The 18,587-nt window shown below is 73.6% G+C and carries 15 protein-coding genes; 8 read left to right on the top strand and 7 right to left on the bottom strand.

The genetic code is table 11. The features are described from left to right. Window positions 1-77 precede the first annotated feature (77 nt). Window positions 78-4,805 (bottom strand): Ig-like domain-containing protein, encoded by a 4,728-nt coding sequence (locus IFT77_RS06095; RefSeq protein WP_192169435.1) that lies wholly within the window; start codon window positions 4,803-4,805, stop codon window positions 78-80. Between the two features lie 233 nt (window positions 4,806-5,038). On the opposite strand from IFT77_RS06095, the gene IFT77_RS06090 reads away from it, so the two are divergent. Further along, entirely contained in the window at window positions 5,039-5,782 is a 744-nt protein-coding gene (locus IFT77_RS06090) for a hypothetical protein (protein WP_192169434.1), read from the top strand. Window positions 5,783-5,849: 67 nt separating this feature from the next. On the opposite strand, the gene IFT77_RS06085 is transcribed toward IFT77_RS06090, so the two are convergent. Continuing rightward, window positions 5,850-6,707, bottom strand: a complete 858-nt coding sequence (locus IFT77_RS06085; RefSeq protein ID WP_192042668.1) for an alpha/beta hydrolase fold domain-containing protein — start codon at window positions 6,705-6,707, stop codon at window positions 5,850-5,852. Window positions 6,708-6,804: 97 nt separating this feature from the next. Between IFT77_RS06085 and IFT77_RS06080 the strand changes: the two genes are divergently transcribed. After that, window positions 6,805-7,188 (top strand): cupin domain-containing protein, encoded by a 384-nt coding sequence (locus IFT77_RS06080; protein ID WP_192169433.1) that lies wholly within the window; start codon window positions 6,805-6,807, stop codon window positions 7,186-7,188. A 90-nt stretch (window positions 7,189-7,278) separates the two neighbouring features. Here the strand turns inward: IFT77_RS06080 and IFT77_RS06075 are convergent, their stop codons facing one another. Further along, window positions 7,279-7,968 carry a TetR/AcrR family transcriptional regulator gene (locus IFT77_RS06075; RefSeq protein WP_192042670.1) on the bottom strand — a complete coding sequence of 230 codons (690 nt, stop codon included), beginning with the start codon at window positions 7,966-7,968 and terminating at the stop codon, window positions 7,279-7,281. A gap of 96 nt (window positions 7,969-8,064) precedes the next feature. Between IFT77_RS06075 and IFT77_RS06070 the strand changes: the two genes are divergently transcribed. From IFT77_RS06070 to IFT77_RS06060, 3 genes are all read left to right on the top strand, one after another. After that, complete coding sequence (locus tag IFT77_RS06070; RefSeq protein WP_192169432.1) at window positions 8,065-9,600, top strand: MFS transporter; 1,536 nt, start codon at window positions 8,065-8,067, stop codon at window positions 9,598-9,600. 92 nt (window positions 9,601-9,692) lie between these two features. After that, window positions 9,693-10,286 carry a TetR/AcrR family transcriptional regulator gene (locus IFT77_RS06065; protein WP_192042672.1) on the top strand — a complete coding sequence of 198 codons (594 nt, stop codon included), beginning with the start codon at window positions 9,693-9,695 and terminating at the stop codon, window positions 10,284-10,286. Between the two features lie 118 nt (window positions 10,287-10,404). Beyond that, the gene (locus IFT77_RS06060) at window positions 10,405-11,292 is read left to right on the top strand and encodes an NAD-dependent epimerase/dehydratase family protein (protein ID WP_192169431.1); all 888 of its coding nucleotides are present in this window, start codon (window positions 10,405-10,407) and stop codon (window positions 11,290-11,292) included. A 14-nt stretch (window positions 11,293-11,306) separates the two neighbouring features. Here the strand turns inward: IFT77_RS06060 and IFT77_RS06055 are convergent, their stop codons facing one another. The 4 genes from IFT77_RS06055 to IFT77_RS06040 all read right to left on the bottom strand — a co-directional run bounded on the left by IFT77_RS06055 (window position 11,307) and on the right by IFT77_RS06040 (window position 16,774). Next, complete coding sequence (locus IFT77_RS06055) at window positions 11,307-13,406, bottom strand: glycogen debranching N-terminal domain-containing protein (RefSeq protein WP_192169430.1); 2,100 nt, start codon at window positions 13,404-13,406, stop codon at window positions 11,307-11,309. Between the two features lie 94 nt (window positions 13,407-13,500). Next, window positions 13,501-14,436: a carbohydrate ABC transporter permease gene (locus IFT77_RS06050; RefSeq protein ID WP_192169429.1), complete on the bottom strand. Its 936-nt coding sequence runs from the start codon at window positions 14,434-14,436 to the stop codon at window positions 13,501-13,503. Beyond that, window positions 14,433-15,542 carry a carbohydrate ABC transporter permease gene (locus IFT77_RS06045; RefSeq protein ID WP_371740952.1) on the bottom strand — a complete coding sequence of 370 codons (1,110 nt, stop codon included), beginning with the start codon at window positions 15,540-15,542 and terminating at the stop codon, window positions 14,433-14,435. Before IFT77_RS06045 ends, IFT77_RS06050 begins: the two co-directional genes overlap by 4 nt. Beyond that, the gene (locus IFT77_RS06040; protein ID WP_192042749.1) at window positions 15,539-16,774 is read right to left on the bottom strand and encodes an extracellular solute-binding protein; all 1,236 of its coding nucleotides are present in this window, start codon (window positions 16,772-16,774) and stop codon (window positions 15,539-15,541) included. The genes IFT77_RS06045 and IFT77_RS06040 overlap by 4 nt, the downstream gene beginning before the upstream one ends. A 224-nt stretch (window positions 16,775-16,998) precedes the next feature. Here IFT77_RS06040 and IFT77_RS06035 point away from each other — a divergent pair, with 224 nt between their 5' ends. The 3 genes from IFT77_RS06035 (at window position 16,999) to IFT77_RS06025 (ending at window position 18,578) form a co-directional block, all read left to right on the top strand. Then, a complete protein-coding gene (locus tag IFT77_RS06035) occupies window positions 16,999-18,042 on the top strand; it encodes a LacI family DNA-binding transcriptional regulator (protein WP_371740951.1) in 1,044 nt (347 codons plus the stop codon). Window positions 18,043-18,207: 165 nt separating this feature from the next. Then, window positions 18,208-18,399 (top strand): hypothetical protein, encoded by a 192-nt coding sequence (locus tag IFT77_RS06030; RefSeq protein WP_192169427.1) that lies wholly within the window; start codon window positions 18,208-18,210, stop codon window positions 18,397-18,399. After that, window positions 18,396-18,578 (top strand): hypothetical protein, encoded by a 183-nt coding sequence (locus IFT77_RS06025; RefSeq protein ID WP_192169426.1) that lies wholly within the window; start codon window positions 18,396-18,398, stop codon window positions 18,576-18,578. Before IFT77_RS06030 ends, IFT77_RS06025 begins: the two co-directional genes overlap by 4 nt. Window positions 18,579-18,587: the final 9 nt, after the last annotated feature.

The following is an 18,587-nucleotide window of genomic DNA, read 5'->3' as shown; positions in this document are numbered from 1 at the left end:
CGACGACGGAGGAGGCGCACGGCGGGTGCCGTGCGCCTCCTCGGCTCACCTGGTCGGGCGGCTCAGTGCCCCGCAGATCAGTGCCGGCGTGCCGGCTTCCGCGGGCGACGGAGCACCAGCAGGGTCCCGCCCGCGACCAGCAGCAGCACCGCGATGCTCGCGGGCACCGCCAGCTCCGTGCCGGTGAAGGCGAGGCTGCCGCCGCCGGGTGCGGTGACGACCAGGCCGCCTCCGTCAGCTGCCGGGGTGACGGCGACGCCCGGCGACGCGGGCACCGTCACGGCCAGCTCGGCGGTCGAGCGGCTGCCGTCCTCATCGGCGACCGAGTAGGTGACGGTCGCCGTCCCGGAGAACGCCGCCTCGGGGGTGAAGGTGATCGTGCCGTCGATGCCGACCCGCCACGTGCCCGTGCGGGGCACCGTCACCGACGAGACGAGCTCGCCGGTGGCCGGGTCGACGAGCTGCACCGAGCGCGGGTCGAGCGCGGTCGAGCCCGAGCTGTCGTTGCCCGTCACCGTGACGGTCACGGGCGTGCCCGGGGTCGTCGTGCCGCGGTCGTCCACGGCGGTCGGGGGAGCGCCCACCGTCACGGTGACGGTCGAGCGGGCGGTGCCGCCGTCGACGTCGCTGACGACGTAGGGCACGGTGACCGTGCCGGTGTACGGGGCCTCGGGGGCGAAGGTGATCCGCCCCGTCGTGGCGTCGACCGTGAAGGTCCCGGTGCCGGCGACCGTGACGGTCGTGACGGGCGAGCCGGTCCCGTCGAGCAGCCGGACGGACGTCGGGGCCAGCGGGGTGCGGGCGTTGCCGGGCGCGTCGTTCGCCACGGGGTCGATCGTCACGGGGGTCCTGGCCGGCGTCTGCGCGCTGTCCGGTGCGGCCGTGGGAGCGACCGAGGTGACGGTGACCACGACGGTGGCCGTCGCGGTCAGTCCGCGTGCGTCGGCGACCTGGTAGGTGACCGGTGCCGTGGTGCCGACGAAGGCCTGCGCCGGCGAGAAGACGACCGAGCCCTTCGCGGGGTCGATCCGCAGCACTCCGACGCCGGGCAGGGCGAGGGTCCTCCCGCCGTCGGCGAGCACGGCTCCGGCCGGCTGGCCGGTCGTCGTGAACACGACCGAGGTCGGGTCGATCGCCGCACCGCCGCGGACGCCGGCGGCGTCGTTGGCGACGAGGTCGACCGTGACCGGGGTGTTCTGCGGGGTGGTCGCCCGGTCGTCCACGGCGCGCGGGGCGACCGGGGTCACCGTGACCGTGGCGACGGCGGTGCTCGTGGCGCCCCCCGCGTCGGCGATCCGGTACGTGACCGGCGTCGTCGTGCCGGCGAAGCCGTCGGCCGGCGTGAAGGTCGCGACGCCCGAGGTGCGGTCGACGCTCCACACGCCCTGCGCCGGGACGGTCAGCGTGCGGCCGCCGTCGGAGACGACGGCGTCCTTCGGCTGGCCCGCGGCGGTGAAGACCACGGTGCTCCGGTCGACCGCCGTGCCGCCCGCCACGCCGGGAGCGTCGTTCAGCGGGAGGTCGACGGCGACCGCGGTGTTCTGCGGCGTGCTGGCCGTGTCGTCCTGGGCCTTCGGCCCGACCTCGCGCACCGTGACGGTGAGGGTCGCCGTGGTCGAGGTGCGGTCGACGTCGGAGACGCCGTAGACGACCGGCGAGGCCTCGCCGCGGAAGCCCGCGACGGGGGCGAAGGTGATCGCTCCGGTGGCCGGGTCGATCGTGTAGGTGCCCTGGTCGGCGACCGTGAGGGTGCGGCGGTCGGTCGACACGTCGGCTCCCGCGGGCTGTCCCTTCGCGGGGAACACGACCGAGGTCGGCTCGATCGGGGTCCGGGCGTTGCCGCCGCGGTCGTTCCTGACGGCGTCGACCGTCACCGGGGTGCCCTGACGGGTCTCGGCGGCGTCGTCGGTCGCGGTCGGCGTGACGGGCGCCACGGTGACCGTGATCCGGCCGGCGCCCTGGGCTCCGCCCGTGTCGGCGACCTGGTAGACGACGGGGCTCGTCGTGCCGGTGGCTCCCTGGGCGGGCGTGTAGGTGACCCCGCCGGTGGCCGGGTCGGCTGTCCAGGTCCCCTGGCCGGGGACGGTCAGCGTGCGGCCGTCGTCCGAGACCGTCGCGCCCGAGGGCTGGCCTGTGGTCGGGAAGACCACGGTGGTCGGGTCGAGCGGGGTGCCGCCCTCCACGCCGGGGGCGTCGTTCGAGGTCACGTCGATCAGGACGGGTGTGTTCTGGCTCGTCGCGTCGGTGTCGTCGGACGGCGCCGGGCCCACCGGGGTGACGGTGACCGTGACGGTCGTCACCGACGACTCGCCGTCGTTGTCGGCGACCCAGTAGCTGATCGGTGTGGCCTCGCCGCGGAACGCGGGCTCGGGCGTGAAGGTGATCGCGCCGGTCTTCGGGTCGATCTCGTAGACGCCCTGGTCGGGCACGGTGAGCGTGCGGCCGTCCTTCGACACGGTGGCGTCGGCGGGCTGGCCGGGAGTGGTGAACGACACGCTGGTCGGGTCGATCGGCGTCTGCTCGTTGCCGGCCACGTCGTTGTCCAGCACGTCGGTCACGACGGGGCGTCCCTGCTCGGTGGTGGGGCGGTCGGGGTTCGCGGTCGGCGCCACGGTGTTCACCCTCACCTCGATGGTGGCGGTGTCCGTGAGGCCGCTCGTGTCCGACACCTGGTAGGTGACGACCGTCACGGGCCCGGCGAAGCCGGGCGCGGGGGTGAAGGTCACGACGCCGGTGTCGGGGTCGGCGCGGTAGGTGCCCTGGCCGTCGACGGTCGCGACGCGGCCGCCGCCCGAGACCGTGACCCCGGCGGGCTGGCCCGCAGCGGGGAACACGACGGTCGTCGGGTCGATCGGGGTGCCGCCGGCGACGCCGGCAGCGTCGTTGGCGGTCACGTCGACCGTGACGGGAGCGTTCTGCCCGGTCGTGGCGATGTCGTCCGTGGCCCGGGGGGCGACGGCGCTGACCGAGACGGAGATCGGAGCCGTGGAGGCGGTGCCGTCGGCGTCCAGGGCACGGTACGTCACCGGGGCGGCGTCGCCGCGGAACGCGGGATCGGGCGCGAAGGTGACCTTGCCGGTGGTGGCGGAGGCGGTCCAGGTGCCCTGGCCGGGCACGGTCAGCGTGCGGCCGTCGTCCGAGAGGACGGCGCCGGCGGGCTGTCCGGCCGCGGGGAACGTCACGGAGGTGCGGTCGATGCGGCCGCGGTCGTTCCCGAGCACGTCGATCTCGACGGCGGCGCCCTGGCTGGTCGTCGCGGCGTCGGCGACGGCGGTGCCGGCGAAGGCGACGGTCATCGCGGCCGAGCCGCGCTTGCCGCGGACGTCGTCGACGGTGTACTTCACCGTGGTCGGGTCCCCGACGAGGCCGTCGGCGGGGGTGAAGGTCACGCGACCCGTGGTCGCGTCGACCGTCCAGGTGCCCTCTCCGGGGACGACGAGGGTGCGGCCGTCGCTCGAGAGCTGTGCGCCGGTGACGCCGGGCGCGAGGAGGCGCACGGTCGTGGCGTCGAGGTCGCCGGAGTCGTTCGCGAGCACGTCGACGGTGACCGGTCGGCCCTCTGCGTTGCCGCGCGACGTGTCGTCCTGGGCGGTCGGGCCCGCGAGCGGGTTGGCGAACTCGCACTTCACGTTGCTGCCGTTGGCCGACGGCACGGTGAAGGCGGCGGTGCTGCCCTTGCCCTCCGACACGACGGCGCCGGTCCCGATGTCCGTGCACCGGTACTCCGTGGCGTAGTCCGCCGGGTTCGTCGTGTCGTTGGCGGGCGTCTGCGTCGCCGTGTACGACTGGCCCGGCAGCAGGATGACGGGACCGGCGGTCGCCGACGTGTCCTTGTCGGCGGTGCTCGCGGTGGCCGGCTTCGGGATGTCCCCGCCGCCCACGGCGACGGTGAACTGGTCGTCGGCGTCGTGGCGCCCCTCGGAGAGCGTCGTCGACGCCTGGCCGGTGGAGGGGTACTGGCGCGTGCCCATGTCGGTCAGCGTGACCGAGGGGGTGCGACGGTCGAGGATCGCGCCCGTGACGGGGTTGACCTTGAGGAAGCTGTTGCCGCTGCTGCCCGAGATGTAGAGGTAGCCGTCGTCGGCGAAGGCGAGCGACGTGAGCGCGGCGGGCGGGGTGATGACCGGGCCCACGGGGATCGCGGTGGCGGTGGTCGTCGTCCCGCTGAGGACGGCCGCGTCGACACGGTAGATCTGTGCGTTGCCGGCGCTGCTCGAGATGAAGTACATGTTGCCGAGGCGGTCGAAGGCGAGGTCGCCGTTGCCGCCGGGCGGCGTCGGCGCCGTCACCGTGATCGCCGTCGCGGCGATCTTGTTCCCGTCCGGGTCGTAGCTGGTGAACGAGAACTTGTCGCCCGAGCCCGTCACGAACCCGCCGAACCAGTACTTGTCCGTCCGGGGGTCGACCCCGCCCATCTGGTTGGCCACCGTGGCGCCGGTCGAGCGTGCGGTGGTCTCCCAGGCGGTGCCCGGCGCGGTCGCCGACGCCGTGTACTCGTACACGTTCGTCCCGTTGGTCATCAGCAGCTTGTCGCCGTCGTTCGTGAAGCCGAGCTGGTTGAGCCCGGTCGCGCCGGTCGGCTCGGTGAGGACCGTGGTCGCCGTGCCGGTCGTCCGGTCGATCGACACCACGGAGGAGGAGCCGGACACGGTCCCGTAGATCGCCGCGGTCGAGAACTTCTCGGCCGCGGAGGCCGTCTGGGGCAGCACGAGGGCGGAGCCGCCGGCGACGAGCGCGACGACGCAGCTGCCTGCGAGCAGTCTGAGGTGCGGGCGCGCTGATCGAGCGCGGTGCTTGGCGGGCACGGCGGAGCCTTTCGTCGGGTGGGTGCTCGGCGACGGGGATCACCGAGCCGTCAGAGTCAAGCGGTCCCCGGTCCCGACATCGATCGACTGTCCTCACTTGTGCCGTCAAGTGGGGTACCCCGAGGCGGTCAGGAGGGAGGCGGCACTCGTTCCGCGGACATCGCAGGAGGCGTGGGTGCGCTCAGCGGATCACTCATGTCGACGGGCGGCGGCGACGGGGTACGGTCGCGATCATGGGGGCGACGGAGCTGGCGCGGTGGGTCCTGCGTCCGGTGCTGCGCCTCCGGCTGGCCTGGTTCCGCCACCTCGTCCGCGGCGGGACGTTCCCGCCTGCCCCGACGGCGGCTGCGCTCCAGGCCGCGGTCGAGGCTCGGGCCGACCCGTCGGCCGACCGGGTCGGCTGGCTCGGCAGCCCCGCCGGGGCCCGCTTCGGCGTGCTCCACGACGACCTCACCACCCTCGCCCGGGTGGCCTCGCTCGTCGAGGCGCGTCGCGGTCGGCCGATGGTCTGGATCGAGGACGGGACCGCCCTGCTCACGGTCCGCGACGCGGCGGAGAACGGGACCGCGGCGCTCGCCGACGTCGACGTGACCGTCGTCGCCCTCGGCTTCAGCGACGTCATGCTGATGACCTCGGCCGAGACCTGGACGCGCGACCTCGACCGGCTCCTCGACTGCGCTCGTCGGCCCGGCCGTGTCCTCACCCCCGTGATCGTCGGCGGCATCCCGCCCATGGACCGCTTCACCGAGACCGCCTGGACGGGCCGGGAGCTGATCCGGCGGCAGGTCGCTCGGCTGGACGCGGCGACCGCCGAGCTCGTGCGTCGTCGCGGCGACTGCGTCTTCGTGCGCTTCCCCGACCTCGACGCGGGCGCCGCGCAGGTGCGCGGCCGCCTCTGGTCGTGGTCGCGGGTGCACCAGCTCTGGGCCGCGGCCCTCGCGCCCGAGCTCACGCGCCTCCTCGACGAGGACGCCTAGGGCGCCCCCGAGCTGCAGGGCGAGCGACCGCAGCCGAGACGGTGGACCCGACCTCGTCGCAGCCCCGTCAGGGCAGGGGCCGACCTCGGGTAGCCGCGTCGGGGGAGAGCATCCAGTCGGCGATCAGCGACGTCGTCGTCGTGAACTCGACGAGGTCCGGCCGGTTCAGGAAGGCGTGGCGCGTCCCTGCGAGGACGTGGTGCTCGACGTCGACGCCCGAGGCGGCGAGCTCCGACGCGAAGAGGTCGCCGGAGGCACGCATGTTGTCGTGCTCGGCGTTCACGACGAGCGTTCGAGGGAACAGCCCGACGTCGTGCCCGCCGGGGAAGGCGAGGCGGTCGCCCAGGGTCCGTCGCGACCCGGCGTAGCCACGGTTCATCGCGTCGAGGGCCCACGGGGCGTGCGTCACGCGACGGTGGCGTTGCGACCGCTGTCGCGGATCGTGTGCCCGAGGGTGCACCCCGTGGAAGAACCCGTACGCGAAGACGGCCCCGACGGGGCGGACGCCCTCGTCGAGGGCGCGGAGCGTCGCCGCGGCCGCGAGGCACGCACCCGCGCTGGCTCCGCCGAGCACCACGCCGTGGGGCGATCGGGCGAGCACGTCCTCGAGGGCTGAGGTCACGTCGTCGAGGGCAGCCGGGAAGCGCGCGCGTGGCGTGACCGCCGACGACCTGGCCCAGCCGAGTCCAGGAGGCGGTGCCAGCCGATAGCCCGCTGTCGCGACCCGCAGGCCCCGGCCGGCGAGTGCGGTCGCGACCTCGTGTGCCTCGGGGATGTCGAGGCTGCCCCGGAAGAAGCCGCCGCCGTGCAGCCACAACAGCGTGGGGCCCGGCGTCCGGTCGTCCTGGCCTCGCCGCCCGGGCTCGTACCAGCGCACGGGGACGGAGCCCGCCCTCGTGTCCTCGTCCTGCAGCTCGTGCCCCACGACCGGCCTCCCCTCGGGGCCGCACCCGCGCCTCCCACGCCGATCCTAGGCAGCCGAACGGCAGGGCAGTGGCGCGCCCGCACGGCAGGATGTCCCCATGACGGACATCAGCGGCATCGACCTCGCCCGCGAGCTGCGCCAGGTCGAGGCGCACTGGACGCCTCGGGTCGTGGGGCAGGTCAACGACCAGTACGTGAAGGTCGCGAAGCTGCTCGGCGAGCTCGTGTGGCACGCCCACGACGCCGAGGACGAGATGTTCCTGGTCGTCTCGGGCCGCCTCCGCATCCAGCTGCCGGACGACCACGAGGTCGTGCTCGGCCCCGGCCAGTTCCACGTCGTGCCCCGCGGGGTGCAGCACAACCCGATCGCCGACGAGGAGGTGGAGATCGTCCTGATCGAGACGGTCACCACCGCGCACACCGGCGACGTCGTCGTCGAGGGGACCGTGCCGGTCGAGCGCCAGCTCGGCGCCTTCCGCTGACGGGGGGCGTCGGCGACCGCGCCGGGGCGGCGCGACAGGCGAGAAGGGACCGGACTGGCGTGGGCCCGCCCCCGCCTCGTCCCTTCTCGCCTACGTGCCGGGGTCGGCTAGCGGGCGGAGCCCCACGGCGGGCAGGACGACGCCGTCGATCAGGCCGAGCAGGAACGCGCGGTCGACCGGCTGCTTCATGATGATCGTGCGGTAGGCGACCATCGACGGCGAGATGAGCGCGAGGTCGTCGATCGCGATGTCGGCAGGGATCTCGCCCCGGTCGATGGCCCGCTGCAGCAGCCGGCGGTTGATCTCGACCCGGGGCTGGACGATCGCCGTGTTGACGGCGGCGGCGAGTTCGGGGCTGTCGGCGAGCAGCGAGACGATGCCGGCCATGACCTTGAGCTTCTTCTCGTTGTCCTGGATCGAGTGCGGCCGGATCATCGCGACGAGGTCGCCACGCAGGGTGCCGGTGTCGGGCAGGCCCACCGGGTCGCCGGGGCCGGGGGCGGCCTTCATGCACGCGACCGCGTCGATGACGAGGTCGCTCTTGGACGCCCAGCGCCGGTAGACGGTCGCCTTGCCGGCCTTGGCCCGCGTCGCGACCATCTCGATGGTCATCCCGTCGTAGCCGGTCTCGGCCAGCACGTCGATCGCCGCCTGCAGGATCTCCGCGTCGCGCGAGTGGTCGCGCTTGCGGCCCAGCTTCGGGGAAGCCGTCCCCGCCTCGACGCCGGATCCGGGCTCGACGGGAGTCTCGACCTCGACGGCTGCGTCGTCCTGCGTCATCGCTCCCTGCCTCCTTCGTCGGCCTCCCCATCCTAGGCGGACATATCCGAAACTGGGTAGTTCCGAAACTGTCGCGGACCGTATAGAGTCCCCGACATGACCCAGACCTCACCCGCCACGAGCGGCCCTCCCGCCGTGGCGTCCCGCCGCTGGTGGACCCTCACCACCGTCGCACTGGCCCAGCTCATGGTGGTGCTCGACTCGACCGTCGTGAACATCGCCCTGCCCAGCGCGCAGGCCGACCTCGGCTTCTCGGACGGCGACCGCCAGTGGGTCGTCACCGCCTACTCGCTCGCCTTCGGCAGCCTCCTCCTGCTCGGCGGCCGCCTCTCCGACCTCATGGGCCGCAAGCGCACCTTCGTGATCGGCCTCGTCGGCTTCGCGCTCGCCTCGGCCCTCGGCGGCGCTGCGGGCAGCTTCGGCACGCTCGTCGCGGCCCGGGCCCTGCAGGGCGCGTTCGGCGCGCTGCTCGCCCCGACGGCGCTCGCCGTCCTCACCACCACGTTCACGGTCCCGAAGGAGCGCGCCCGCGCCTTCGGCGTCTTCGGCGCGATCGCCGGGGCAGGAGGCGCGCTCGGCCTCCTGCTCGGAGGCGTCCTCACCGAGAACGCCGACTGGCGCTGGAACCTCTACATCAACGTCGTCATCGCGGTCGTCGCCGTCGTCGGCGCCGTGCTGTTCCTGCACACCGTGCCGCGTCAGGGCCCTCGCCCGAAGCTCGACGTGCCCGGCACGCTGCTGGTCTCGGCTGCGCTCTTCTCGCTGGTCTACGGCTTCTCGAACGCGGAGGCCGAGGGGTGGGGCTCGCCGCTCACCTGGGGCTTCCTCGCCGCCTCCGGCGTCCTGCTGGTCGCGTTCGTCCTGTGGCAGCGCCGCGCGGAGCACGCGCTGCTGCCGCTCAGCGTGGTCCTCGACCGCAACCGCGGCGCGGCCTACCTGTCGGTGACGATCGCCGGGGCCGGCATGTTCGGCATCTTCCTGTTCGTCACGTATTACCTGCAGACCTCGCTCGCCTACACGCCGATCCAGACGGGCGTCTCGTTCCTGCCGATGATCGGCATGCTGATCCTGGCGGCGCAGCTGTCGACGAACGTCTTCGTGCCGCGCTTCGGGCCGAAGGTGATGGTGCCGTTCGGCATGCTCCTCGGGGCGGCGGGCATGCTCTACCTGACCCGTCTCGGCCTCGACAGCACGTACGCCCGCGACGTGCTGCCCGCGCTCATGGTGCTCGGCTTCGGCATGGGCTCGATCATGCCTGCCTCGATCCAGACGGCCACCCTGGGCGTCGACCGAGGACATGCAGGAGTCGCCTCCGCGATGGTCAACACGGGCCAGCAGGTGGGCGGCTCGATCGGCACGGCTCTGCTCAACACCCTCGCGGCCACGGCCGCGACGGGCTACGTCGCGTCGCACCTGCCCGCCGACGCCCGCACGGCGGCCGAGGCGGCGGTGCACGGCTACGCGACGGCGTACTCGTGGGGCGCCGGCTTCTTCCTGCTCGGCGCCGTCCTCGCGGTGACGCTGTTCCGCACGAAGGCCGACACGCGGGCCCGGGCCGAGGCGGCGGCGGCCGCGGCCGACCGCTCCGGCGACGCCGGATCGACGGCCCCTGAGCCGGTGATCGCGCACTAGACCGGGGCTCTGAGCCCCCGCCGGCCGCCTCGGGGCGACGCCGCCGGGGGCTCTCCCGCACCTGGTCGGCCGCACCGGCTAGCCTGAGCCGCATGTCACGTCGGGGTCCGTACGCGAAAGGCGTGGCCAAGCGCGAGGAGATCCTCCGCACGGCCCTCGAGGTCGTCGACCGGAACGGGATGCGCGGCACCTCGGTGCGTGAGCTGGCCGCCGCGGTCGACCTGACCCAGGCGGGCCTGCTGCACCACTTCGGCAGCAAGGAGGAGCTGTTCCTGGCGATCCTCGCCGTCCGGGACGACGAGGACCTCCAGGGCGCGGACGGCGTCGACATCATCGACCAGTTCCTGCTCGTGACCGGGCGCAACGCGCAGACGCCGGGGATGGTCCAGCTCTTCACGAGCACGGCGTCCGCGGCGACGAGCGACCCGGCGCACCCGGCGCACGCCTGGTTCGCCGAGCGATACGTCCGCGTCCGCACGGCCCTGGCCGACGCGATGCGCCAACGCCAGGCGATCGGCGAGATGCCGGGGGACGTCGACGCCGAGCAGCTCGCCGCCGTGATGACCGCGGTCAGCGACGGGATGCAGCTGCAGTGGATGCTCGACCCGACGACCGACATGGCCGCGCACGTCCGGCTCGTCTGGGAGCTCGCACTCCGGCGTGCCCCGCTGTCGGTCACGGGCTGAGCGCCGCCGTCGGCGCCCCGCGCCGCCGGTCCCGGCGTAGGGTCGCGCACGTCGGCTCAGCGGACGACCCCGGCGCCTCGACCGGCGGCGGCGCGGACGGTCGTCGGAGGAGAGCACCGTGAAGGTCGTCATCACCGGGTCGCGCGGCAAGGTCGGACGCGCCGCCGTGCGCAGGTTCGTCGAGGCAGGGCACGACGTGCTCGGCGTCGACCTCGCCCGGCCCGTCTTCGACGCCGGGGAGGTCGTGCCGGGCAGGTACGTCATGGCCGACCTCACCGACTCGGGCTCCGCCTTCGCCGTCGTGGCCGGCGCGGACGCGGTCGTCCACGTCGCCGCCGTCCCGCAGCCCACGGGGAACCCGGCGCACGTCGTCTTCCAGACGAACCTCATGTCGACCTTCAACCTGGTGGAGGCGGCTGTCCGGTTCGGCGTGCCCCGCTTCGTCAACGTGTCGAGCGAGAGCATCGTCGGCAACTTCTTCCCCGAGCGGCCGTTCCTGCCCGACTACGTCCCCGTCGACGAGGAGCACCCGCTGCACCCGCAGGACCCGTACGCCCTCTCGAAGGCCTTCGGCGAGCAGCTGATGGACGCGGCCGTCCGGCGGTCCGACCTGCGGGCGATCTCGATCCGGCCCAGCACGGTGCACGACGAGAGCAACTGGGAGGAGAACCTCGGCCCCCAGGTGCGCGAGGCGTCGCCGGAGAGCGCCAACTTCGGCAGCTACGTCGACGCCGACGACCTCGCCGACGCGCTGCTGCTCGCCGCCGAGTCCGACCTGCCGGGCCACGAGGTCTTCTACGTCGCCGCCGCCGACAACGCGGGCGGCCACGACTTCGCCGCCACGCTGCGCCAGCACCACGGCGACGCGGTCGAGCTCCGTGAGCTCGACCGCGTCGACGCGTCGGGCATCTCGACCGCCAAGGCCGAGCGGCTGCTCGGCTGGACGGCCAGGCGTTCGTGGCGCGACCACCTCGACGCCGACGGCCGCCGCCTCACCGCGGGCTGAGGTCCGGGACGGCCCTAGGCCCCGCCGGCGTCGCCGCAGGCGCACGCGCGCGACGTCGCCGCCCACACCGCGACGGCGGCGGCCGCCGACCACGCCTGCGGCCGGCACGACGCGGGGTACGGCACCGGCGCGGGCACGTCGGCCGCGGCGTCGCCCCCGTGCAGCTCGGGCATGCGGTAGCCGAACCACGGTGCCGCGGCGAGGAGTCCCTCGGACAGCAGCCGCGCCTCCTCGTGGTGGTGGGTCGCGGCGAGGCCGCCGATCGCGACGGCGGTGTCGTGGGTCCAGACGGTGCCGAGGTGGTAGCCGAGGGGCCAGAAGCCGGCCGCGTCCGAGCTGAGCGTGCGCAGGCCGAAGCCGCTCGCGAGCGAGGGGTCGACGAGGCGCGCGGCGACCAGCGCCTCCTCGTCGGCGTCGAGAAGGCCCGTGCCGAGCAGGTGCCCGATGTTGCTCGTGACCGTGTCGACCGCGCGCTTGTCGGCGTCGAGGGCGACGGCGGGGAACCTGCCTCGCGCGTCCGTGACCCAGAAGCGCTCGCGGAACGCCGTCCGCAGCCGGTCGGCCCAGCCGCGCCACTCGTCGGCCCCGGGTCGGTCGAACGCGTCGAGCAGGTCGGCGCCGTGCACGGCCGCCTCGTGCGCGTACGCCTGCACCTCGCACAGCGCGATCGGTCCGTCGGCGAGGCGCCCGTCGCTCCACTGGACACTGTCGCCCGAGTCCTTCCAGCCCTGGTTCGACAGGCCGTGGCCGGTCTCGTCGACGTACTCGAGCAGACCGTCGCCGTCGCTGTCGCCGTGGTCGCGCATCCAGGCGAGCGCCGCCTCCAGGTGCGGCAGCAGGACCTGCACCTCGTCGTCGGGGAGGCCCGCGCGCCACGCGTCGTGAAGCAGACAGACCCACAGGGCCGTCGCGTCGACCGTGCCGTAGTAGAGGGGCGCGAGCGTGACGCCCTCGCCGTGGATCTCGAGCGGTCGCTGCCGCAGCTCGTGCATGATCTTGCCGGGCTGCTCGGCGCTCGCCGCGACCTCGTGCGTGCCCTGCAGGCCTGCGAGCACGCGCAGGGTGCCGGCCGCGACGCCCAGGCCGGTGCGGAGGTCGGGGTCGAGCGGCAGCGCCAGCCGCGCAGCCCAGAGCGAGTCGCGGCCGAAGAGGGTGAAGAACCAGGGGGCGCCCGCGGCGAAGAACACGTCGTCGGGTCGGTCGGCCGTCGTCATGCGGAGCGCCGACAGGTCGCCGAGCGCCTGGTCGAGCCAGCGGGCCAGACGGTCGTCGCGCGGCGCAGGGTCGAGCGCGCCCCAGCGCTGGTCGCCCTCGACGCCGGCGACGACCGCGCCGTCGAGGACGGTCGCGAGCTCGAGCCCGGCCGAGGCGGCGCCCCGGGCCGGCACACGGAGGTGCCAGGTCAGCCGCAACTCGCCGTCGGCGGTGGCCTCGACCTGCGCCGCGCCTCCTGCGTCCTCGCTGCCCGTCGTGCCTCCGTCGTCGGCCCCGCCCGCCGCGCTTCCCGAGCCGGTCGTCGTCAGCGTCGTCACGGCGTCGCCGCCCGACCAGGAGGCGCGGGCCCCGTCGACCTGAACGTCACGCGGCGGCACGGCCGGCAGCCCCGCCTTCACCTCGTCCATCGACGACGCGTCGGGCCGCACGACCACGCTCACGACGACGTCGAGCTCGCGAGCCAGGCGCGACGTCGCCGTGAGCGTCTCGCGGACCCCGCCGGTCCCGATCTCGCGCAGCAACGACAGCCGCACGTCGGGGTCGGCCCCGTGGTCGTCGAGGCCGCGCAGCAGCGACTCGAACCGGATCGAGGAGGCGCCGAGCGGCACCGAGGCGATCGTCTCGACCCTGCTGCCCCCGACCTCGACCCGGTGCCCGCGCAGCACGCGGGTGTCGCCGACCCAGACGCCGTGGATCGCAGCGCCGCCCATCGCGCCGGTCGAGTCGGACCAGGCCTGGGCGGGCGCCTTGAGCACCACGGTCTCGGCGGCGAGGAACGGCTGGAGCGGCTCGGCCGCAGGGGCCGACGTGGCCGACGTGGCCGACGCGGCGGCGTCGGCCGCGTCGGCTGCGGCGCCTGAGTCGACGGTGGTGGTGGGTCGTGACGTGGTGTCGGTCATGACGGGAGGGGTCCTTGCGCTGAGGGGCGTGCGGGGGAGGTGCTGCGGCGTGAGCGGGACGGAGCCGGCCCCGGCGGGATGCCGGCCCGCGCCCTCACTCCTTCACGGCCCCGTCGCTGATGTTCATGATCTGGCGCTGGAAGACGAAGAAGATCACGGCGACGGGGATGGTCATGACGACCGCGGCGGCGAGCTTCACCGGGTACTGGCTGCCCTGGCTGAGCTGCCCGGAGGCGAGCCCCGCGACGCCCTTGGTGAGGGTGGTCAGCTCGGGCGACTGGGTCGAGATGATGAAGTGCGAGAGCTCGTTCCACGACCCCTGGAACGACAGGATGATGATCGTGATCAGCGCGGGACGGGCCATCGGCAGCACGATCGACCAGAAGACACGGAACGTGCCGGCGCCGTCGATGCGGGCCTGCTCCTCGACGCTCGGCGGGATCGACTCGAAGAAGTTCTTCATGATGAACACCCCGGCCGCGTCGACGAGCAGCGGGATGATCATGCCGGCGTACGAGTCGTAGATGCCGAGCTGGTTGATCACCAGGAACTTCGGGATCAGCAGCACCACGCTAGGCACCGCCATGACGCCGATCAGCGCGGCGAACACGACGCCCCGCCCGCGGAACCGCAGCCGGGCCAACGCGTAGCCCGCCAGCGAGTCGAAGAACACGCGGCCGGCCGTCACGAACACCGCCACGATCGCGCTGTTCGTCGCCCAGGTCGGGAAGTCGCTGTTGACGAAGAGGGTCTGGAACGCCGCCGTGGTCCACGTGGCGGGCACGAGCGAGAGCGGGTCGGCCGCGGCGTCCGCGTCGGTCTTGAACGACGTCGCGACGCTCACCAGGAACGGCACGATGTAGACCAGCGCCAGCGCGACCAGCGCCGCGTAGAGCACCGACGACGACACCAGCGAGGAGGTGCGGCGCGGCGGCCGAGAGCTCTTCCGCCCCGCAGCAGAGGACGACGGGGGAGGCCCGGCGGGCCGGCCGGTGCCGACGAGGTCGGTGACGGGGGCCGTGGCGGTCATCGGCGCGCCTCCTTCTCGTTCGTGGCCGTCGGTTCGTAGAGCGACATCCGTCGTCGCGAGACGGGACGCTCGCGCAGCACGGCGCGCTGCACGATCGTGAGCACGACGATGATCGCGAAGAGCACGAAGGCGATGGCGGCGCCGCGGCCCCAGTCCTGCCCGGCGAAGGCCGAGGTGTACGACAGGTACGAGGGCGTCAGCGTCGTCTTGGCGGGCCCGCCCTGCGTGCCCGTGTAGATCTGGTCGAAGACCTGCCAGGTGCCGATCAGGCCGAGCGTCAGCACCGTGAACAGCGTCGGCCGCAGCTGCGGCAGGGTGACGCGCCAGAAGCGCTGCCAGGCGTTCGCGCCGTCCATCATCGCCGCCTCCTGCACGTCGCCGCCGAGGTTCTGCAGCGCCGCGATGAACAGCAGCATGAAGGTGCCGCTCGTCGTGAAGACGGCCATCAGCACGAAGGCGCTCATCGCGACGGAGGGGCCGGCGAACCAGTCCCACCAGCTCACGCCGAGCAGGTCGTGGTCGGTGAGGAACGCGGGGCCGGTGACGCCGATCGCGCCCAGGGCGTTGTGGACGACGCCGCTCGGGTCCTGGAACCAGGCGGGCCCCTCGATCCCGAGCCACGACAGGGCGCGGTTCACGGCGCCGGTCTGCGTGAAGAGGAACAGCCACACGACGGTGATGGCGACCGAGCTCGTCACGGACGGGAAGTAGAAGGCGGTGCGGAAGAAGCCCCGGCCGCGCAGCACCTGCCGGTTCACGAGCACTGCCAGGAACAGCGAGACCGCGGTCTGGATCGGCACGACGAAGACGACGTACCAGGCGTTGTTGCGCAGCGAGATCCCGAAGTCGCGGGCCGCCAGCCCGCCTCCGTTCACGAGGTCGTCGTAGTTCTGCAGGCCGACGAAGCCGACGGAGGAGCTGAACGGCGAGCCGCGGCCGCTCCAGTCCGAGACGCTGACCCACAGGGCCATCACCATCGGGACGAGCAGGAACAGCCCGAGGATCACGATGGTCGGGGTGACGAAGAGCCAGCCTGAGGTGGCCTCGCCCCGCGAGGCGGTGCCGGGGCGGGCCCTGCGTCCGACGCGGGGCGAGGCGGTGCTCACGGCAGGATCGCCGCGTAGTTCGACTGGAACGACTCGAGCAGGTCGGCCGGCTCGGCCGAGCTGAGGCCCTCGAGCTGCGAGTTGAAGTCGGCGATCACGTCGGCCGCGCCCTGCTGCGTCGGCACGCCGACGGCGAAGTCGGCCGAGTCGAGGAAGGCCGCGGAGCCGGGGTTGTCCGTCTTCCACTGGTCGGCGGCCGACTGGACGCTCGGCATCACGCCGAACGCGTCGGCGAAGGCGAGCTGCTGGTCGGTGCTGACGAGCTGCTCGACGAGCTCGAGCGCGGCCTGCTGGTTGGGGCTGTCGGCGGCGATGCCCCAGCAGTTGGTGAACTGCAGGGTGCCCTGGCCGCCGGGGCCGGCGGGCATCTCGGCGACGCGGTAGTCGACGTCGGGGTAGTCGGCGTTCATGGCTCCGGCGATCCAGTTGCCCTCGACGGTCATCGCGGACTTGCCGGTGCCGAAGGCCTCGCCGCCCCAGCCGGCGCCGAGGTCGGCGGCGAACGCGGCGTCGCCGCTCGTGATCAGGTCCTTGACGTAGGTCAGGCCCTCGACGTTCTCGTCGGAGTCGACCGTCGCCTCCGTGCCGTCCTCGTTCGTCAGCGAGCCGCCGGCCTCGGCCATGAAGGCGCCGACGCGGGCGTACTCGGCCCCGAACGCGAGGCCGACGTGGTCAGCGGTGGTGAGCTTCGCCGCGACGTCGGACAGGCCGTCCCAGTCGGTGGGCACGTCTGCGTCGGTGAGGCCCGCCTCCTGCCACATCTGCTCGTTGATGACGAGGCCGAGGGTCGAGAAGTCCTTGGGTGCGCAATAGAACTCGTCGTCGTAGGTGAAGCTGTCGACGAGCGTGGGGAAGAAGTCGTCGGTCTCGCTGAGCTGGTCGCCGTAGGCGAGCAGGCTGCCGTTCTCGGCGAAGCCCGCGAGGGCGTCGGTCGAGAGGTAGAAGACGTCGGCGGGCGAGCCGGAGGCGAAGCCCTGGCTGAGCTGCTGAGGCAGGTCGCTGGCGACGCTCACCTCGGCGTCGGTGCCGCTGTCGCCCGACCAGCTCGCGACGGCGTCGCGGACGGCCGCGGCCTCGGCGTCGCCGCTCGAGGCGATCAGCACGGTGAGCGAGTCGTCGCTCGAGGTGAGGGCGCCGTCGGAGCTCGCGCCGTCGCCGCCTCCCTCGCTGAAGCCGGAGCCGCACGCGGTGAGCGCGAGCCCGGTCACGGTGGCGATGGCGCCGAAGGCCATCAGGCGGCGGATGCGTCGTTGCACGGTGTCTCCTCGTCGAGAACGGTCGTCCCGGTGGTCGTGTCGTCACGGGTTTGAACGATCAAAACCGGGTGGTCGCTAGAGTAGGCACTTGCTCGCGCGGCTGTCAATCGAGGTCGCGGCGGGGTGCGCTCCGCGGACGACGCAGAGCTGCGACGCGGGGCCGACGGGCGACGACGATGACGAGCGAGACGAGGTGGGCGGTGCCGAGTGTCGAGTCGCCGCGCCTGCCCACGGTCGTGGACGTCGCCAAGGAGGCGGGGGTCTCGCGCCAGACCGTCTCCAACGTGCTGAACACGCCCGACATCGTCGCTCCCGCCACGCGCTCCCGGGTCGAGCAGGCGATCGCCTCGCTCGCCTACCGCCCCCACGCCTCGGCGCGGCGGCTGCGCACCCGCAAGAGCTCGACGATCGGGGTGCGCCTCGACCCGGTCGCCAACGGCATCTCGGGGGCGGTGCTCGACCGGTTCCTGCACGCCCTGACCGAGCGGGCCGACGAGCACGGCCTGCGCGTGCTGCTCTTCACGGCGAAGGACCCGCTCGACGAGGTCGCCCAGTTCCGCCGCCTCCTCGACGGGGCCGACGTCGACTCGTTCGTGCTCACGTCGACCTCGTACGACGACCCCCGCACCGACTGGCTGCTGCGCGCCGAGGCCGACTTCGTGTCGTTCGGACGGCCGTGGGGCAGCGACGTGGCCGACCCGGCCCGGCGCTGGGTCGACGTCGACGGGCACCACGGGGTCGCCGAGGCGACCCGCGCCCTGCTCGACGGGGGAGCCCGCCGCGTCGTCTTCCTCGGCTGGCCGTCCACCTCGGGCATCGGCACGGAGCGACGGCAGGGCTGGCGCGACACGATGCTCGCCCACGGCGGGCTCGACCCCGCGGAGCTCGACGAGGTCGACCTGACCGTCGACGACCAGGTCTCGCTCGCCTCCGACCGTGTCCGCCAGCTCGTCGCCCACCTGGCCGAGACCGGCCGCACGATCGACGCGGTCGTCTGTGCCAGCGACTCGCTCGCCCTCGGCGCCTTCATGGTGCTCGGCCGGTCGGTGCCCGTGATCGGCTACGACGACACGCCCGTGGCCGCGGCCCTCGGCCTCTCGAGCGTGCACCAGCCCGTCGAGGAGGTGGCCCACGCCACCCTGGACCTGCTGCTGCACCAGGGCCCCGCAGCCCGCGTCGCCTCGCCCGGCTCGGCCGCCGACCCGCGGCACCGCCTGCTCGCCCCGCGCCTCGTGCTCCGCTAGCCCGCCGCCGCTGCCCTCCTCATTCAGGAAGATGCGTCCTGATCCCCGCAACTCAGGTCCAGATCGTCCTGATCCGTGCACGGTCCAGGAGGCGCGGGCCGAGCCTTCCTGGATGCGTCGTGCCTGCCCCTGGACGAGACACCCGCGACGTGCCAGGGTCGGCACATGATCTGGTGGATGGCGCCGCTCGCCGCTGCGGCGGGCTTCGTGGGGCTGTGCCTCGTGCTGCGCGACGAGCAGCGGCAGCGGCGTACGACGCGTGCAGCACGGACGGACAGCCGGGCGCCGGAGGCGCGGCGCGCGTCGCCGACCGCGGTCCGGCCCCCGAGCGGCCAGGCCGGGGAGGGGGCGTCGTGACGAGTCGTGTGGGTCGTGGCCGCCGCCTCCTGCGCGTGCTCGGCGCTGTCGGGGGAGTGCTGCTGGTCGGCGTGCAGACGGCTCTCTCGGCCGTGGCCGTGCTCGGCAGCGACGGCGCGCAGAAGCCGCACCCCGGCCCCGTGCCCGGCCCCGACCAGCGCCCCGAGTACCGGCCCTGAGGCCCGGCC

The organism is Frigoribacterium sp. CFBP 13729 (assembly GCF_014841875.1).
Taxonomy (GTDB): domain Bacteria; phylum Actinomycetota; class Actinomycetes; order Actinomycetales; family Microbacteriaceae; genus Frigoribacterium.
Note: the sequence above shows the minus strand (reverse complement) of the source record. Positions and strands in the feature narration are given on the sequence as shown.

Coding starts and splice junctions, on each gene's coding strand:
- IFT77_RS06090 (WP_192169434.1), top strand. CDS start 5,039: ATGGGGGCGACGGAGCTGGCGCGGTGGGTCCTGCGTCCGGTGCTGCGC.
- IFT77_RS06080 (WP_192169433.1), top strand. CDS start 6,805: ATGACGGACATCAGCGGCATCGACCTCGCCCGCGAGCTGCGCCAGGTC.
- IFT77_RS06075 (WP_192042670.1), bottom strand. CDS start 7,968: ATGACGCAGGACGACGCAGCCGTCGAGGTCGAGACTCCCGTCGAGCCC.
- IFT77_RS06070 (WP_192169432.1), top strand. CDS start 8,065: ATGACCCAGACCTCACCCGCCACGAGCGGCCCTCCCGCCGTGGCGTCC.
- IFT77_RS06065 (WP_192042672.1), top strand. CDS start 9,693: ATGTCACGTCGGGGTCCGTACGCGAAAGGCGTGGCCAAGCGCGAGGAG.
- IFT77_RS06055 (WP_192169430.1), bottom strand. CDS start 13,406: ATGACCGACACCACGTCACGACCCACCACCACCGTCGACTCAGGCGCC.
- IFT77_RS06050 (WP_192169429.1), bottom strand. CDS start 14,436: ATGACCGCCACGGCCCCCGTCACCGACCTCGTCGGCACCGGCCGGCCC.
- IFT77_RS06040 (WP_192042749.1), bottom strand. CDS start 16,774: ATGGCCTTCGGCGCCATCGCCACCGTGACCGGGCTCGCGCTCACCGCG.
- IFT77_RS06030 (WP_192169427.1), top strand. CDS start 18,208: ATGATCTGGTGGATGGCGCCGCTCGCCGCTGCGGCGGGCTTCGTGGGG.